At 29.4% G+C, this 17,079-nt stretch carries 18 protein-coding genes; 3 read left to right on the top strand and 15 right to left on the bottom strand.

Annotation, left to right across the window (positions count from 1 at the left end; genetic code table 11):
* Window positions 1-7: 7 nt before the first annotated feature.
* From ybaK to BUA92_RS19275, 10 genes are all read right to left on the bottom strand, one after another.
* Window positions 8-484: a Cys-tRNA(Pro) deacylase gene (ybaK, locus tag BUA92_RS19320; RefSeq protein ID WP_073022304.1), complete on the bottom strand. Its 477-nt coding sequence runs from the start codon at window positions 482-484 to the stop codon at window positions 8-10.
* A gap of 87 nt (window positions 485-571) precedes the next feature.
* Window positions 572-985: a DUF3785 family protein gene (locus BUA92_RS19315; RefSeq protein WP_073022303.1), complete on the bottom strand. Its 414-nt coding sequence runs from the start codon at window positions 983-985 to the stop codon at window positions 572-574.
* Between the two features lie 54 nt (window positions 986-1,039).
* On the bottom strand, window positions 1,040-1,597 hold the full coding sequence (locus tag BUA92_RS19310) for a hypothetical protein (protein WP_073022302.1): 558 nt from the start codon (window positions 1,595-1,597) through the stop codon (window positions 1,040-1,042).
* A gap of 108 nt (window positions 1,598-1,705) precedes the next feature.
* Complete coding sequence (locus BUA92_RS19305) at window positions 1,706-2,410, bottom strand: MIP/aquaporin family protein (protein WP_073022301.1); 705 nt, start codon at window positions 2,408-2,410, stop codon at window positions 1,706-1,708.
* A 24-nt stretch (window positions 2,411-2,434) separates the two neighbouring features.
* A complete protein-coding gene (gene glpK, locus BUA92_RS19300; protein ID WP_073022300.1) occupies window positions 2,435-3,925 on the bottom strand; it encodes a glycerol kinase GlpK in 1,491 nt (496 codons plus the stop codon).
* A gap of 109 nt (window positions 3,926-4,034) precedes the next feature.
* Entirely contained in the window at window positions 4,035-4,604 is a 570-nt protein-coding gene (locus BUA92_RS19295; RefSeq protein ID WP_073022299.1) for a glycerol-3-phosphate responsive antiterminator, read from the bottom strand.
* Window positions 4,605-4,656: 52 nt separating this feature from the next.
* Window positions 4,657-5,022 carry a DUF1667 domain-containing protein gene (locus tag BUA92_RS19290; protein WP_073022298.1) on the bottom strand — a complete coding sequence of 122 codons (366 nt, stop codon included), beginning with the start codon at window positions 5,020-5,022 and terminating at the stop codon, window positions 4,657-4,659.
* Between the two features lie 5 nt (window positions 5,023-5,027).
* Window positions 5,028-6,284 carry an NAD(P)/FAD-dependent oxidoreductase gene (locus BUA92_RS19285; protein ID WP_073022297.1) on the bottom strand — a complete coding sequence of 419 codons (1,257 nt, stop codon included), beginning with the start codon at window positions 6,282-6,284 and terminating at the stop codon, window positions 5,028-5,030.
* Between the two features lie 13 nt (window positions 6,285-6,297).
* A complete protein-coding gene (locus BUA92_RS19280; protein ID WP_073022296.1) occupies window positions 6,298-7,734 on the bottom strand; it encodes an NAD(P)/FAD-dependent oxidoreductase in 1,437 nt (478 codons plus the stop codon).
* A gap of 246 nt (window positions 7,735-7,980) precedes the next feature.
* Complete coding sequence (locus BUA92_RS19275) at window positions 7,981-8,937, bottom strand: sensor domain-containing diguanylate cyclase (RefSeq protein WP_175550935.1); 957 nt, start codon at window positions 8,935-8,937, stop codon at window positions 7,981-7,983.
* A gap of 251 nt (window positions 8,938-9,188) precedes the next feature.
* On the opposite strand from BUA92_RS19275, the gene BUA92_RS23885 reads away from it, so the two are divergent.
* Window positions 9,189-9,770: an accessory gene regulator B family protein gene (locus tag BUA92_RS23885; protein WP_073022294.1), complete on the top strand. Its 582-nt coding sequence runs from the start codon at window positions 9,189-9,191 to the stop codon at window positions 9,768-9,770.
* Between the two features lie 140 nt (window positions 9,771-9,910).
* Entirely contained in the window at window positions 9,911-10,042 is a 132-nt protein-coding gene (locus BUA92_RS23080; RefSeq protein ID WP_139259388.1) for an AgrD family cyclic lactone autoinducer peptide, read from the top strand.
* On the opposite strand, the gene BUA92_RS19265 is transcribed toward BUA92_RS23080, so the two are convergent.
* The 3 genes from BUA92_RS19265 to BUA92_RS19255 form a co-directional block, all read right to left on the bottom strand.
* Window positions 10,031-11,308, bottom strand: a complete 1,278-nt coding sequence (locus BUA92_RS19265; protein WP_083553603.1) for a sensor histidine kinase — start codon at window positions 11,306-11,308, stop codon at window positions 10,031-10,033. The two genes, BUA92_RS23080 and BUA92_RS19265, sit on opposite strands and share 12 nt — an antisense overlap.
* A gap of 15 nt (window positions 11,309-11,323) precedes the next feature.
* The gene (locus BUA92_RS19260; protein ID WP_073022292.1) at window positions 11,324-12,049 is read right to left on the bottom strand and encodes a LytR/AlgR family response regulator transcription factor; all 726 of its coding nucleotides are present in this window, start codon (window positions 12,047-12,049) and stop codon (window positions 11,324-11,326) included.
* 247 nt (window positions 12,050-12,296) lie between these two features.
* On the bottom strand, window positions 12,297-13,637 hold the full coding sequence (locus BUA92_RS19255) for an ATP-binding protein (RefSeq protein ID WP_207650364.1): 1,341 nt from the start codon (window positions 13,635-13,637) through the stop codon (window positions 12,297-12,299).
* Window positions 13,638-13,975: 338 nt separating this feature from the next.
* Between BUA92_RS19255 and BUA92_RS19250 the strand changes: the two genes are divergently transcribed.
* On the top strand, window positions 13,976-15,343 hold the full coding sequence (locus BUA92_RS19250) for an alanine/glycine:cation symporter family protein (RefSeq protein ID WP_073022291.1): 1,368 nt from the start codon (window positions 13,976-13,978) through the stop codon (window positions 15,341-15,343).
* A 50-nt stretch (window positions 15,344-15,393) separates the two neighbouring features.
* On the opposite strand, the gene BUA92_RS19245 is transcribed toward BUA92_RS19250, so the two are convergent.
* Both BUA92_RS19245 and BUA92_RS19240 read right to left on the bottom strand, forming a co-directional pair.
* Window positions 15,394-16,164 carry a M15 family metallopeptidase gene (locus tag BUA92_RS19245; RefSeq protein WP_083553602.1) on the bottom strand — a complete coding sequence of 257 codons (771 nt, stop codon included), beginning with the start codon at window positions 16,162-16,164 and terminating at the stop codon, window positions 15,394-15,396.
* Window positions 16,165-16,182: 18 nt separating this feature from the next.
* Window positions 16,183-16,992 carry a MurR/RpiR family transcriptional regulator gene (locus tag BUA92_RS19240; protein WP_073022290.1) on the bottom strand — a complete coding sequence of 270 codons (810 nt, stop codon included), beginning with the start codon at window positions 16,990-16,992 and terminating at the stop codon, window positions 16,183-16,185.
* Window positions 16,993-17,079: the final 87 nt, after the last annotated feature.

Here is a 17,079-nt window from a genome sequence, read left to right as displayed (position 1 = left end):
TCCTTTATTATTTCTTCAGATCAACTACTATTCCATCAGTCACCTTAATCAACCCATTTGTTTTTAACTCAATTTGAACTCCTATCTTTCCTCCACTTACTATTATACTTTCTATATTATTGCAGCTATTATCAATAAATGTCTTATATTTCTTCTTCATACCAATAGGTGAACACCCACCTCTGATATATCCAGTATATTTATTTATATCTTTAACCTCAAGCATTTCAATCTTTTTTTCTTCTGTTGCTTTTGCTGCCTTCTTTAGGTCAAGCTCCTCAATTACAGGAATAACAAAGACATATATCTCTTTTGACACGCCTTTAGTAACTAAGGTTTTATAGACCACATCTATGTTTTTATTAATTTTATTTGCTACTGATACTCCATCTATTTTTCCATCTTTATTATCATAATTTAATATATCATAATCAATATCATTTGAATCTAAAATTCTCATAACATTAGTTTTACCTTGAGCCATTACATTAATCTCCTTAAATAACCTTTTAATATTATTATACATCATAAATTATTCCATAATAAAATAAAAACTACCCATAAGGTAGTTTTACATATCACATTGTTCAATTTCTATATTATATTTGTTGCACTTTTCACAGAATATAATATTCACTATAAAACTATTATCTACAACATTACTTCTATAAAGTCTGCCAAAGGAACTATCTTTATAGGATTTTGATATATTACTTTCAATATATTTATTATCCTTAGTAAATATATAAAAAGAATACCCTAAATATTCATAGAATTTACTCTTAACAATATCTTCTTCTTTGCAACTACTGCAATATTCACTGTAGTATTCTCTATCAAAACTTATGTTTTCAGCCTCATTTAATAAGTTTAGTATACTCTTGACCGATACGCCTTCTATTTTGTACTCTTCATCCATTATGAAATCTTCACAATTATTTTCTGTTAATTCATACGTTTTTTCATCAAATTTAAGTGTGTACATTTAATTAATCACCTCTTGGTTAATTATACACTTAACATAGTTAACTGTATATCACTAAATCCAATCATATATCGTCTTCCCAAGTTCTGGTGCATGCTCAAATTCAGCTTTCTGACCATTGTAAAGAACTTTTACTCCCTGTACCCATTCTCCCTTATAGTCTTTTTGAATAATATTATTAATTATTCTTTTTGAATTTATTCTTCCTCCTGTACTACCTTGAAATTTTGAATACCATCCATTAGGTGTGTCTATCCCTTTATCAACTAAGTCTATTGCTACTATCTTCTTGTTATCTTCTTTTGTAATAGAAGTTTTATACTCTAAGCCAACAAACCATCTATCCATTATTTCTTTAACTATCATATCTACTTTTTTATTTAGGGATTCGTTAGACTTTACAGAAAGATCATACGGTTCTACTAACTCATATGTATTGCTATCGACATCATATATCTTAAATGTGTCCTTAGTTTCATTATCAACTTTAGGGTTTGATATTACTTCGTCACTTTCTCTTCGCTTTTCTTCTTTAATCTTTTTTCCAGTGCATCCAGCAATAACTATTAATGATAAAAACATTAGTAGTGAACACTTTAATAACTTTTTCATAGTTAACCTCCACTTATATTTTCAACAATTGATTATAGTGTTAACATATGGAAATGAAAATATTCAACATAAAAGAAAGTGCCCTAAAGCACTTTCTTAATTACCTATTTAAAATATCCCATTAAATGTTATTGCAGCTACCACAGCTCCTAATATAGGTGCTACTACTGGTATCCATGCATATGCCCAATCGGAATCTCTTTTATCTTTAATTGGTAATAATGCATGAGCTATCCTTGGCCCTAAGTCTCTTGCAGGGTTTATAGCATATCCTGTGGTTCCTCCTAATGAAAGACCTATTACAAATATTAGCATACCTACTGACACGGTTCCAAGTCCATCTGCCATTGCCACTGTTCCTAATCCAAGAATACCAAAAACAAGTATGAAAGTTCCTATAAATTCAGATATAAAGTTATATCCTGTTCCTCTTATTGCAGGACCTGTACAAAAAACTCCTAACTTGCTGTCTTTGTCTTCAGTAGCATCAAAGTGTTGCTTATACATTACATATACTAAACATGCACCTATAAATGCACCTATAAATTGAGATATTATATAACCAGGTACTTGTTCCCAAGGAAACTTTCCTATAACTGCCAAACCTATTGTAAGTGCAGGATTAAAATGTGCTCCTGATATTCCTCCAAATATAAATGCTGGTATAGCAACAGCTAAAGCCCATGCAGTAGCTATAACTATAAGTCCACTATTATTTCCTTTAGTTTTTCCTAATACAACATTGGCTACTACGCCATCTCCTAAAAGTATTAAAATTGCAGTTCCGATAATCTCAGCTAAATATATAGACATGGTATATCCCCCTCATATTCTATTTTATTTTTCCCATGCTTGTGATCTTTTTACTGCTTCATGCCATCCACCTAGAAGTTTTTCTATTTTATTATCTTCCATTGAAGGCTCAAATGATTTTGATATTGCCCAGTTGTCGCATATATGAGTTTTATTTTCCCAGTATCCTACTGCTAAACCTGCTAAGTATGCAGCTCCTAATGCTGTAGTTTCTATAACCTCAGGTCTATCAACTTGAACACCTAATATATCTGATTGGAATTGCATTAAGAAATTGTTAGCACATGCTCCTCCATCAACTTTAAGTGTATGAAGTTCTATTCCTGAATCTTGTTCCATAGCCTTTAATACATCATAAGTTTGATATGCTAAAGATTCTAATGTAGCTCTAACAAAATGTTCTTTCTTTGTTCCTCTTGTTAATCCAACAATTGTTCCTCTTGCATATTGATCCCAATAAGGTGCTCCTAATCCTACAAATGCAGGTACCATATAAACTCCATTAGTATCCTCAACAGCGTTAGCATATTCTTCTGAGTCAGCTGAAGTTTTAAGCATTCTCAATTCATCTCTTAACCATTGAATAGCAGCTCCTGCCACAAATACACTACCTTCTAGTGCATATTCAACTTTTCCATCAACTCCCCAAGCTATAGTTGTAAGAAGTCCATTTTTAGATTCTACTGCTTTTTCTCCTGTATTCATAAGAAGGAAGCATCCTGTACCATAAGTATTTTTTGCATCCCCAGGATTATGGCAACATTGCCCAAATAATGCAGCTTGTTGGTCTCCCGCAGCACCTGCTATTGGAATTTCTCCTCCTAGTAATCCATTAGCTGTATATCCATAAATAGCGCTGGATGGTTTTACTTCTGGAAGCATACTTACAGGTATATTTAATTCTTCTAGTATTTCTTCATCCCATTTTAATTCGTGTATATTAAATAACATAGTTCTTGAAGCATTAGTATAATCGGTTACATGAACTTGTCCTTTTGTTAAATTCCATATAAGCCATGTATCAATAGTTCCAAATAATAAATTGCCTTTTTCAGCTTCTTCTCTAGCACCCTCAACATTGTCTAGTATCCATTTTATTTTAGTAGCTGAGAAGTAGGCATCAAGTATAAGTCCAGTTTTTGCTTTTATAGGTTTGTCAAATCCCTTAGATTTAAGTTCATCACACATATTAGAAGTTCTTCTACATTGCCATACTATTGCGTTATATACAGGTTCTCCAGTATTCTTATTCCATACTACAGTAGTCTCTCTTTGATTTGTTATACCAATTGCTGCAATATCTGTAGATGATATTCCTAATCCTGCCATAGCCTCAGCAGCAACCCCTATTTGTGTAGACCATATTTCTTTAGGATCGTGTTCTACCCAACCTGCTTCAGGATATATTTGAGTAAATTCTTTTTGTGCAACATTTACTATAGCCCCTGCTTCATTAAAAATAATACTTCTTGAACTTGTAGTTCCTTGATCTAGTGCCATTACATACTTTGCCATTTAATTACCTCCCTTAGTAACCGTTTTCTTTTTTATTACAAGGTAATGGCAAATTCCCCATATTATTTACCATTACTTATAATCCATAATCCATTTCATTTCTTAATAATTATTCATTTAATTCCCATAAATTTCTCTTAGTTGTTGATACAGCTACAGCTCCGGCTCCTATTGATTCAATTATATCTTTTTTTGTTTGAATTAATCCCCCTGCAATTATGGGAAGGTGTATTTTTTTCTCCATTGATTTTATTATCTTACTTGCCACTCCTGGCATAACCTCAACGGCATCTGGTTGTACTGTTTTTATATTTTTTATGCCTGTCTCTAATGATAGTGAATCAATTATAAAAATTCTTTGTATTGTATTTAGTCCTAGATTCTTAGCATATTTTATGTTAGTTGGTTTTGTACTAATAATCCCATAAGGTTCTGCAATTTTTTTTACATATTCTATTCCTTTAGAGTCCCCTTTTAGTCCTTCTACTAAATCTATATGAACAAATACTATCTTATTATGCTCTTTTAATTGTCTGCATATTTGTGATATATTAACTATACTTCCAAAGAGGACAAATACAATTTTTACATCACTTTCAATAACCTTGTCCAAATCCTCTTCATTTCTAATTGCTGCAACAACAGGATTCTCTATAAGAATTTCTCCTAAATTATTCATCAATACCTCCATTGGAATTATTAAACATTACCTTTTAATGATATCATCTTATTTACACTTTAGCTACATTTCTTGTTGCAATAATATTTATAGATGTATTAGCTACATTTCTAACTATTATATCTCCTATAGCCACAGGTGCCTGTACCGTTATACCCTTGATAGCCCTTATACATTCCTGAATTTTATCCTTTGGTATGTCATGTTCTGTTTTAACTGGAACCATGCGTATATCACCATTTTCTACTTCTATTACTGACGTAACTATTCTAGTAGGATTTGTACATTCTTTCACCCCATACTCTGATCCCCTATTGCAACTATTTCCTGTAACACTCTTTACTTCTTTTCCATCTAAAGTTACTTCTAATACACATCCTAATGGGCAGCATATACAAGTTAATTCTCTATTTTCCATATAAACTACTCCTTTTCAACCTTTATTGTTATATTCTCACAATTAGGATACTTAGTTAATAAAGTTTTAGATAACTTCACACTTTCCATTTCACCTGGAGTTAAAATTCTTTTCTTAATATGCATTACTCTTTCATTATCAAAATACACACTAATAAACTCATTTTTAAATACACTTCCAACCCTAAATCTTACCATAACTTCCTTTTCTACATTTTCATCATTTATATAACTTGGAACTGTATATCTAACTCCCTCTATTCCTTTTATCTTAATTGAATTTTCACTTTTATTTTTTCCATTAATATATTGTGCAGCACATTTTCCTGCATTGTTGGATTCCTGGGTTACATAGTCTACAAGATCATGCACATGTAAAACATTACCACAAGCAAATACACCCTCAATATTAGTTTCTAAACTTTCGTTTACAATTGGACCTGATGTAACATTTGACATTTCAACTCCTATACCCTTTGATACATCATTTTCTGGTATCAATCCAACAGAAAGTAATAAGGTGTCACAACTTACATACTCTTCAGTTCCTTCAACAATATTCCTATTTTCATCTACTTGAGCAACTGTAACCCCTTCTAATCTACCTTCGCCTTTTATATCTATTATTGTGTGGCTTAATTTTAGCGGAATATCAAAATCATCTAAACACTGAACGATATTTCTCTTTAATCCACCAGAATAAGGCATTAATTCTACTACCATTTTAACTTTAGCGCCTTCTAAAGTCATCCTTCTTGCCATAATTAGCCCTATATCACCTGAACCTAAAATAACAACTTCTTTTCCTGGCATATAACCTTCAATATTTACAAATCTTTGAGCCGTTCCAGCTGTAAACACTCCTGAGCATCTATTTCCTGGTATATTTAATGCTCCTCTTGGTCTTTCTCTACATCCCATAGCAAGGATTATAGATTTTGCTTCTATTTCTAAAACTCCATTTTTGCTTATAGCTGTAATTATTTTATCCTTATTTATATCAATTACCATTGTGTTTAATTCAAACGGAATTTGTAACTCTTTGACTTTTTCTACAAATCTATCTGCATATTCGGGTCCTGTTAACTCCTCTTTAAACGTATGAAGTCCAAAGCCATTGTGTATGCATTGATTTAATATTCCTCCAAGTTTGTTATCTCTTTCTAAGATTATAATATCATCTATACCATTTTCTCTTGCTGAAATTGCAGCAGCTAGTCCTGCAGGACCTCCACCTATTATTACTACATCATGCTTTCTCATAACTGCACCTCCCTTAAATATTCTCTTTATTCTTACCTACAAGAATATAAGAATCTTCACCAAATTTAGTTACGTCTGTTTGTGGTATATTAAGTTCCCTTGATAATATTTCAACTGTACGAGAGGTACAAAATCCAGCTTGACATCTACCTGCCCCGGCTCTAGTTCTTCTCTTTATTCCATCAAGATTGGTTGCTCCTAACGGTCTTCTTATTGCATCTATTATTTCACCTTCAGTTACAAGCTCACATCTACATATTATATTTCCATATTCTGGTCTATTTTTTATAAGTTTATTTCTTTCCTCATTAGATAATTCACTAAACTTCACTATATCTTTTCTTTTGCCATTAAAATCAGCCTTCTCATTAGGACTCAATCTATCAACTACTATATCCTTAACTAATACCCCAATGGCCGGAGCTGAAGATAATCCAGGCGACTGAATTCCAGCCACATTTATAAATCCCTTTGAATCAGCTGCTTCCCCTATTACAAAATCATCATGCTCCTCTACTGATCTTAATCCTGTAAAAGAAGTTATAACAGCACTTTTAGGTATGTTATTTATACTTTTAGTAGCCTTAAACATTATATCTTCAAGGCCTTCTCTTGTTGTTCTAACATCGTCTTTATCTTCTAAATCTACAGCATTAGGCCCAACTAATAAATTTCCATCAATTGTCTTAGTAACCAATATTCCTTTCCCTAACTTACTAGGTAATTGAAATATTGTGTGCGAAACTACGTTTCCTGCAATTTTGTCAAAAAGACAGTATTCGCCTCTTCTTGCTGTAACTTTTAATTTCTTCTCACTAATCATATTATTGAAGTAATCACTATATACACCAGTAGCATTTATAACTATTTTAGATTCATATATTACATCTTTAGTTATGACTTTATAATTATCATCAATCTTTTCTATTGATTCGACTTTACTATTAAACTTAAATTCAACGCCATTAACATTAGCATTCTCAGCCAATGCTATAGTCATTTTAAATGGATCTACTATTCCACCTGTAGGTGCTACTAATGCTGCAACTACTGTATCTGATATATTAGGTTCCTTCTCCCTTAATTCTTGTGCATATATTATTTTTAGTTCAGGAACTCCATTTCTTTCGCCTTGTTTTTTTAATTCTTCAAGTACATGTATATCATCTTTACTAAAGCATAATACTAGGGATCCATTTCTTTCAAAAGGAAAGTCTAACTCTTTAGAATATTCATCATACATAGAATTACCTAATACGTTTAGTTTAGCTTTCAAGCTTCCAGTCTTAGCATCAAAACCAGCATGTACAATTCCACTATTAGCTTTTGATGTACCACAACATACATCAGAATGTTTTTCTAAAACGCATATATTCATTTCATATCTTGATAATTCTCTAGCTATAGCACTCCCTATAACCCCTGCCCCTATTACTACTACATCATACATCCCTTATTCCCTCCAAAATCCTTAATTTCACCTAAAAAAAGACAAAAAAACCACCACTATAAGTTAAATACTTACTGTGATGGCTCTCATATACTCGGCCGAATCATATATTCTCTTCTTTAAATTTATTCTATCACTTATAGAAAATGATTACAAGAGTTTTGTTGATCTTCTTTAATAATATATTAGAGAGACGTTCTTATTATTCTATCTTCAAAAAAACAAAAGGGAAAATACTATTTCCCCTCATATTACTTTCTTATTATTTTTAATTTTATACATATTCGAATCAGCTTTTTTAAATAAATGCTCCATATGCCCCAAAGATTTCTGACTAAATGAATATCCTATTGATATGTTTATATCTACACCTGAATTAACCTCATTGAACTTATGTATATCTCTATCTATATCTTCAACTATTTTCTTTACGCAAGATTCATTTAAATCTGTTAGTAAAATACAAAACTCATCTCCACCTATTCTAGATACTATTGAATTTGTTGATGAAAATTTATTTAATATTGTACCAGCACCTTTTATGAGGTTATCTCCTTCCATATGTCCATAAACATCATTAGTTGTTTTCAAATTATCTAAGTCACACATAATTATGGCCACTTTAGATTCTATTTCTACATCATATTTATTGCATGCGCTTTCAAAAAAATCCTTATTATAAAGTCCTGTTAACATATCATGAGTCACTCTATACTCTAACCCTAATTGATATTTTATTTTTTCATCAATATTTCTTATTATCCCTTGAACAGCTACCAACTTACCTTTTGAGTATATAGGAGTAGCATGTTCTTCAAACCACAAGTATTTTCCTTCTCTATTTCTCCATCTCTGTACTATGGGTTTTTCAAAATCAAGAGTTCCATAAATTTTGTCATATAATATATTTAAATCATCTGGATGGATAAGCTCAAAAGGATTACTAGGGTTTTCATAACATTCATTAACTAAACCTTCACCTAAAAACTTTTCTATAGATGGACTTAAGTATATAAACTTGAATTCAGGTAAAATTTGAAAACAATATACTATGTCTTTAGACTTCTCAATTAAATTAAATATTCTTTTCTGATTCCTTTTTATGTTCTGAGTCTTTCTGTAAGACTTCAAGCTAATCCTTTTATGATAAATACTTGCAATTATTACACCAGCTATACAACCTATTAAAAAGTATTCTACCATTAACATCTTCCCCTAAATAATTTATATTGTAAATACTATATTTTTAAACAATATCCAACATACAATTATTTCAACAAAAGTTAACCGATTCCTTCTACTAAATTGATAAATTTTTGCTAAATTCATTTATAATATATCAACTCACCAAAACTAATTTTTGAGCAATATCATAATATAAACAATATGCTCTTGAAATTCCCATTATAATCCTTAATAATATAGTATATATTACATTATTAGGGGGAAAATAAATGATCGAGTTGGTATCAGAAAAATTAACAAATTATATAAGCTCAAATAGCGATATTAATGATTCAGAAATACCTAAGATAAACTTTGCTATAAAGTCAATCTTAAGTGAAAGTTCTAAGTTTATCATAATGTTTATTATATTTTTTATGTTAGGTACAGAAAATTATTTCTTATTATCTTTTATAATCCTAAGTTCTATTCGTATTTATTCAGGTGGTATACATTTTTATACATATAAAGCTTGTTTGGCTTTTTCTATGTTAGTATTTTTCATAACAAGCTACCTAACTCCTAAATATATTGGACAAGTACCCTTAATCCTCTATTTAATTTTATCCATATTGAGTCTAATAATTATTTACATAAAGTCACCTCAGGTTAGTAAATACCGTAAAAAAATGAGAATGTATAATGATCCTAAAATTATTCTTAGACGTAAACTAATTTCAACATTCCTAACTTTATTATTTTTATGTGCTTCTTTTCTAATTTTCAAATGCACAGTTTATATAAATTGCGCTATCATAACAATTTTTATACAAGCTTTTCAATTAATTCCTTCATCAAGAATAAATGGTTAGGTGATAATTAATCCCCTTACTATACCCACTTAACTTTTCATGTCTATATTTTAATATTTGGTGACTATTTTATTCATATAGCTTTCCATAACTTTTAAAATCATATTATAAATAAGCCATTTATTGAGAGGAGTGAATTTATGAGACTTAAAAGGAAACTATTTAATATTTTGTCAATGGCTCTAGTAGCAATTGCATATATATCTACTGCTTCATATAGCTCTTATCTATTATTTGGTGAGTCAGAAATACCAGATGAATTAATGAAATAATAAAATAAACTCTGTGCTATCATTTTGAGTGGTTATTTCTATTGAACCACCATACTTATCCACTATAGATTTAATATTATATAAGCCGAATCCCCTTTGGCTACCTTTAGTAGAGAAACCTTTTTTAAAAATTTCATTTATATTAGTGTTTTTAAGTGTAGCTCCACTATTTTTTATGTGAATAATGGAGTTTTCTTTTTCTTTATCTATATTTAACTCCACCCACCTTTTATCTTCTAGATTACTTACTGCATCAAACGCATTATCCAATAAATTAAATAAGATTTCAGCTAATTCATAATCTTTTACAGGTATTAGACTTATGTCACTATTTATTGAATACCTAAAATTAATCTCTAGCTCTTCAGCTTTTTGAAGTTTACTATATATAATTCCTGCTAAAACTTTATTATCTAATGAAATTAAATTTTGCTCCTTTAACAATGATTCACTTAACCCCTCGATATAATATTTTATTTTTTCTCTGGAATCTTCTTCATTGGAGACTTGTACTATACCATAAATTGTACTTAAATGATTTTTAAAGTCATGTTGTTTACTTTTTACATCATTAACTAGATCAACTGTCAATTTAGAATATCTATTATAGGCTTCCAGACTCTTTTTCTCTTCAATTAAAAATACAAGCTCTTTTAAAAACCCAACATTTACAAAAATATATATCAGCAAAACTATTATGAATTTCGCAATATTTTTTTCTATTATAGTATAATCAGATTCCCAAATACTTTTTATAATAAAAACATATATAAAAGCATTAATTAAATAAAAGAATATTATTTGCATACTAATATTAGATACAAAAACTTTGTTATATGGAATATATTTTTTTATTCCACATATCAAAATTAACATAAAAATATTTATAATTAACCCCTTAAATTCTTCATTAATAATTAGACTACTATCAACAAACTTGCCTATCATAGTAAAAGCTCCAAATATAATAAATTGTAAAACCATTGTAATTATTATTACTATAACAAATTCAAGTAGAGCTGTTTTCAACTTTTTTCTAAAAACAATTGATACAAATACTATGGTTAAACAATAATTTATAAAAAACGTGTAGCTGATTTCAAAATATGACAATATATTATTTATACTACATATTATTAAAGATAAACCAATATACTTGAATACATTATTTTTACTACTATAATTAAACTTACTCCATATAATGAATACTCCTATTAATTCCATATAACTTAGAATAAAATTCCAAACAGCACTAGTAAACATCATCCCCAACTCCAACCTCTATATATTTTCAAAATTCAATTTAAATTTAGAGCCCAAATACGCTTTATCTTCGCATCCTCTAAAGTATATTTCACTACTTGTTACAGATATCTGCCTAATTTCTTTGATATATTTTTTATTAACAGCGTAGGCTCTATGACTTTGCACTATATCTTCACTATTAATTTTCTCTAAAGCTTTTTTCAAAGATAACTTGTCTATCTCGTATACACCAAATTTTGTATAAACAGTTAAAGTTCTTATTTTAACTTCTATAAACACGATTTCATCGATATAAAACTTAAGCCTTACGCCTCTACTTTCAAATACTACATATTGCTTGTCTAACTTCGTTTCATTATCTTCTTTAGCATAACTATTTTCATATAAAAGTTTTGTCATATTTTGTATTTTTTCTTTTTTAATTGGTTTTATAATATAATCGTAGCAATGAATTTTTTTAAAAGCATTTAGCATATAGCTAGAATTTGAAGTAATAAATATTATCCAAGCAAGTTTATATTTATCTATAATTCTTATTTTATTAGCTAAACTTATACCAGAACCTTCCTTTAATTCTATGTCTATGTAAAAAAAATCTATAGGTACTTTATTTAATATTTCAAGTCCCTTAGCCTCACTATCAGCATGAAAAATATTTATATCTAAGGATAACTCTTGAATAATTTTAATTAATGATTCTACTTGATATCTCTCATCCTCTATTAAAAGTAAATTTGACAAGTCTTAATCCCCCTTAAGTCAATTAACAAAACTAAAACTACAGCCTATTTCGCCGTAGTTAAAAATTGATTTTTAGAGTTTACCTTATATATATCTATATAAAATTTTACTCTACTACTTTATTTTATCTTAATATTCTCTTACTATCTAGTCAATTGTATTTTAATTATTTCTATTATTTAATTATATTTTTTGACAAAATATAAAAGACCATATGTTATATGATCTTTTATATACTTCATCACACTTAAGTTTTAATTTTTTTTTGACAAATTTCTCCTTCAAGCCAATCTACAAATTGTCGTGCTGTTCTTGGTGATCTTCCGTTGTAACTCATTTCCCATTGAATAGCCCTTTTATGAATTTCTTCTGTTGGTTCTATCCCTCTAGCTTTAGCTAAAGAATCTACTATCTCTAAATACTCCTTTTGAGTTGGTGATATAAACGTTACAGTTATCCCAAATCTATCTGATAAAGATAGTTTTTCTTGCATTGCATCTGCAGCATGGACTTCGTCACCAGCTCCTGATAACCTCATACCATCTCGATCACTAAACTTTTCTTTAACTAAATGTCTTCTATTTGATGTAGCATATATTATTATATTATCAGGTTTTGTCTCTAATCCACCTTCTAAAACTGCTTTGAGGGCTGTATAAGTATCTTCACTATCTCCAAAAGCTAAATCATCTATAAACAATATAAACTTTTGCGGTATATCTTTTATTATTCCTATTAGTTTAGGAAATGTACTTATATACTGTTTAGGAATTTCTATGACTCTCAGTCCCTCTGTATAATACTCATTTAATAAAGCCTTTACTGTAGATGATTTACCAGTTCCTCTACTACCATATAATAAAACATTATTAGCTTTATATCCCTTCAAAAATGAAATAGTATTATCTACTATTATTTTCCTCTCTCTTTCATAATTAACTAGTTCCTCAAGTCTTATGGGATCTAATGATTGTACCCCTTTTAGCTCATTTCCTTCCCATAAGAAACCTTTGTATTCACCAAATATACCAATACCATTATTTTTATAAACTATAGCTAAATCATTAATTAAAACACTCCAAGGAGAAGTATTCATAAACCTATCTACTATAAAATTACTTTCAATATATACATCATCTATAGTTTCCGTTTCCCATTCCCCAAGATTTTGTAGTTTATCTAACTCAAAATATGGATTATTTTCATCTTCTATAAATAGTTCTTTTATATATTCTGCTGTAAAACTCCCTATACTTTCTAAGGAATCTAAGTCATTTACTACAGCTTGTTTAATTGAAAATCCTATATTACATAAGTTATCTCTTTGAGCCTTCTTAGAAAATATGTTTTCGCTTAATATTATCTTATTTATTATATATTGTTTTAAACCAAATCCATTATTAATTTCCATCATCTCATAATAAAAATCATTATATAAGTTAATTATTTCACTAATTGTATCTTCATTCCTATCTAGATAATTAATTAGTTTATGCAATTTTTCAATAACAGAATCCTTTAGTAAATTCCTATATATTCCTAAGGATTCTAAATTAATTTTCATCCTTCTTATCTTATTGCTTATCATAATAATACTCCTCCTTATACTCCCTATAGAAATTATAATTCTACGTTTTAATTCATATACCTCTTTATTCATTGTTAAATTTTTTACAAAAATTTTATAACTACGATATTATTTCGCGATAATTATTAATAAAAAAACTGATGAAAAATTTAATTCTTTCACTATAAGATTAAATTTGATATAATCACATTATCACAAGCTTAAATTTAACAATATAAGCTGTTTTTATTTCTATTTTTATAAATCTATTACAAATAATTCGCTTATGATATTACTTTGTGATTTATATCTATTTTGTAAAAATAGTAAAACAACTATTAATAGGGGGCTAAAATCTAATGGAAAACTTAACACAATTATTTTCAAAAATTGATGATTTAGTTTGGGGTCCACCCTTACTAATTCTACTAATTGGGACAGGTATCTACCTTACCATAAAACTAGGTTTGCTACAAATATTCAAACTACCACTAGCATTTAAGTATCTTTTTTCTAAAGATGAAGATTATGATGGAGATGGGGACATAAGTAGTTTTGCAGCTCTTTGTACTGCTCTTGCTGCTACAATAGGAACTGGTAACATAGTTGGAGTTGCGACTGCTCTTGCAGCCGGAGGTCCAGGAGCACTATTTTGGATGTGGGTGGCTGCATTATTTGGTATGGCTACTAAATATGCTGAAGGATTACTAGCTATAAAATATCGTGTGGTAGATAAAAATGGCCAAATGTCAGGTGGGCCAATGTATTATATAGAAAAAGGGTTAGGAATTAAGTGGTTAGCTAAAGCATTTGCTTTTTTTGGAATATGTGTTGCACTCTTAGGAATGGGAACATTCACGCAAGTAAATTCTATATCAAGCGCAGTTAATATTACATTTAAAGTTCCTCAATTTGCTACAATAGCATTATTAACAATTATAGTAGGACTAATAACAATAGGTGGTATAAAAAAGATATCTAAAGCAGCGGAACTTATAGTTCCATTTATGGCTATATTTTATGTATTAGGCGCACTAATAATATTAATTACAAACATATCAAAACTACCTGACGCTATATCTTTAATAGTTCGCAGCGCATTTTCTCCGTCTGCGGCCTTTGGTGGGGCTCTAGGTGTTACTATATTAACATCAATGCAAAAAGGAATAGCCAGAGGTGTTTTTTCAAATGAATCTGGATTAGGTAGCGCACCTATAGCTGCTGCTGCTGCTAAAACAAAATCTTGTGTTAGACAAGGTTTAATTTCCATGACAGGAACATTTATTGACACAATAATTGTTTGTACTATGACAGGACTAACTTTAGTTATAACAGGAATGTGGAATAGCTCTGAATATTCAGGTGCGCAAGTAACCACAGAAGCTTTTAAAGCAGGTTTTGGTAACTTTCCGATGATTGGTCAATTTATAGTCACAATTGGACTTATTTTCTTTGCATTCACAACTATAATAGGCTGGAATTATTATGGAGAAAGGTGTACAGAGTACTTATTTGGAGTAAAAGGAATTCTTCCATATAAAATAATATTTCTAGTAGCAATTGCTTCATCTATTTTCATGAAACTTGAACTAATATGGATTATAGCTGATATAGTAAATGGTCTAATGGCACTTCCTAATTTAGTTGGATTAGTAGGCTTAAGAAAAGTAATAATAGGAGAAACCAAAAGCTACTTTAATGAAATAAAATTAAATAAAGCAGCTTAAAAATTGAGACAGTATATAGAATTACTTTTAATAAATCTATATACTGTCTTTTAGTTAAGAAATAGGTTTAAATCTACATCTTCAATATTATACTTCCCTGAGTCAGTATCATCAAAATGCCACCACTCAGTATCAATAATCTTAAACCCGCTTTGAACCATTATGTTAGTTAAAATGCTCATATTACTTTTAGCCTCATCACTCATATTAGTGTTACCTCTATACGCCTTTTCTGAAAAGTCATCAAAACTAGACGGCATCATCAACTCTTTCCATTCTTTATCAACAAGGGTAATATCAACAGCACAGCCTTTATTATGTATTGAGCCACCGTTATCTGGATTTGCAACAAATCTACTGTCTTTCACTATGTTCCAAAATATTCTTTGCACATAAACTGGTCTATACGCATCCCAAATTTTTATTCTATATCCTAGTTTTTTAAATTCTTCATTTGCCTTTACTAACTTCACCGCAGTATCTTTTCTTAATACACATATGTCATTAGGATAAACTTTTTGTTTAGTAAAATTATTTTCTGTTGCGTATCTTAAATCTATCACAAAATCTTTATCCATTTCCTGTAATAAAACAAAGCCATTAATTTCTTTAGGTTCTTCTATTTGTTCTTCGTTCTCTATTTCATTTGATATATTAACGTCTTTCTTACTCTCAACTTCTTTAAAATCTTGCTCTTCATCTATATTAATTTCTTCAACAACTTTAGCCGTCTTATTATTTTTTATATTTCTATTACACGAAACAGCAAAAAGGTTTACGGTAACCGATAAGATCAGAATAAGTGACCATATTTTTCTCAAAAATATTTCCTCCTATTTTTATTTAGTGTGATTATACAAAGACTCATATCTATAATAAATCATATCGATTACGCTTAAAAGTGCATATCTGCCTCCTACTAGCGATTCTATACTTTTAACATCTGGATTCCCGTATAACAACACCAAATCAGCCTCTTCCATATATTGAGTGTTTGGATTTTGAGTTATTATTACAAGTTTTGCTTTTTTATTTTTTATCTTTTTAATAAGCTCTGTATTAGCTACTCTTCCAGCCACTGTTAAAATTATAGCAAGAGAATTCTCATCCATATCATCAACATACTGATATTGCTCCTGCATATCAACAAATGCTGTTACTAGTTTACCAAGCATCAAAAGCATTGTTTGTATCTCCATAGAAATATATTGTGAAAACTGCATTCCAAAAAAAGCAATCTTTTTATATCTATATATATACTCCACCAATTTATCTAGTTTTCTTATATCTAAATTTTCAGAGGTTTGTTTTAAATTATTAATAACTAAATCATAAAAATCATTTGTAAGTTCATCTGGGTTTGATGATTTCTCTTGTATAAATTTAGGATTAAAAGAAGCTTTAAGCCTATAATATTTTAAATTCAAATCCACCTGTTCTTTAAATTCACTAAAACTCTCATATTCTAATTTTTTGATAAATCTACTTATTGTAGCTGATGATGTATAGCACATATCTGCCAATTGATTTATATTTAATTTGGGAACTTTTTTTATATTATTCAGCATCGTCCATGCAATTGTGTAATATATATCTTTTTCTTTATTAGAATTAACCAAAAATAACAATCGATAAATAACTTCATTCATATAAATACCCCTCCTACTTTATCTAAACAATATTATAAAGTATTTATTAACTATTCGCAAAACATAAAAAGGAGTTTTAACATAAAC

Origin of the sequence: Clostridium intestinale DSM 6191 (genome assembly GCF_900130055.1) — a bacterium.
GTDB classification, from domain to species: domain Bacteria; phylum Bacillota; class Clostridia; order Clostridiales; family Clostridiaceae; genus Clostridium_T; species Clostridium_T intestinale.
The sequence above is the reverse complement of the archived record's forward strand: the minus strand, read 5'-3'. Positions and strand labels throughout refer to the sequence as shown.

Coding starts and splice junctions, on each gene's coding strand:
- ybaK (WP_073022304.1), bottom strand. CDS start 484: ATGGCTCAAGGTAAAACTAATGTTATGAGAATTTTAGATTCAAATGAT.
- BUA92_RS19290 (WP_073022298.1), bottom strand. CDS start 5,022: ATGGAAAATAGAGAATTAACTTGTATATGCTGCCCATTAGGATGTGTA.
- BUA92_RS19275 (WP_175550935.1), bottom strand. CDS start 8,937: ATGGTAGAATACTTTTTAATAGGTTGTATAGCTGGTGTAATAATTGCA.
- BUA92_RS19285 (WP_073022297.1), bottom strand. CDS start 6,284: ATGAGAAAGCATGATGTAGTAATAATAGGTGGAGGTCCTGCAGGACTA.
- BUA92_RS19295 (WP_073022299.1), bottom strand. CDS start 4,604: ATGAATAATTTAGGAGAAATTCTTATAGAGAATCCTGTTGTTGCAGCA.
- BUA92_RS19310 (WP_073022302.1), bottom strand. CDS start 1,597: ATGAAAAAGTTATTAAAGTGTTCACTACTAATGTTTTTATCATTAATA.
- BUA92_RS19280 (WP_073022296.1), bottom strand. CDS start 7,734: ATGTATGATGTAGTAGTAATAGGGGCAGGGGTTATAGGGAGTGCTATA.
- BUA92_RS23885 (WP_073022294.1), top strand. CDS start 9,189: ATGATCGAGTTGGTATCAGAAAAATTAACAAATTATATAAGCTCAAAT.
- BUA92_RS19315 (WP_073022303.1), bottom strand. CDS start 985: ATGTACACACTTAAATTTGATGAAAAAACGTATGAATTAACAGAAAAT.
- BUA92_RS19250 (WP_073022291.1), top strand. CDS start 13,976: ATGGAAAACTTAACACAATTATTTTCAAAAATTGATGATTTAGTTTGG.
- BUA92_RS19240 (WP_073022290.1), bottom strand. CDS start 16,992: ATGAATGAAGTTATTTATCGATTGTTATTTTTGGTTAATTCTAATAAA.
- BUA92_RS19265 (WP_083553603.1), bottom strand. CDS start 11,308: ATGATGTTTACTAGTGCTGTTTGGAATTTTATTCTAAGTTATATGGAA.
- BUA92_RS19305 (WP_073022301.1), bottom strand. CDS start 2,410: ATGTCTATATATTTAGCTGAGATTATCGGAACTGCAATTTTAATACTT.
- BUA92_RS19255 (WP_207650364.1), bottom strand. CDS start 13,637: ATGATAAGCAATAAGATAAGAAGGATGAAAATTAATTTAGAATCCTTA.
- BUA92_RS23080 (WP_139259388.1), top strand. CDS start 9,911: ATGAGACTTAAAAGGAAACTATTTAATATTTTGTCAATGGCTCTAGTA.
- glpK (WP_073022300.1), bottom strand. CDS start 3,925: ATGGCAAAGTATGTAATGGCACTAGATCAAGGAACTACAAGTTCAAGA.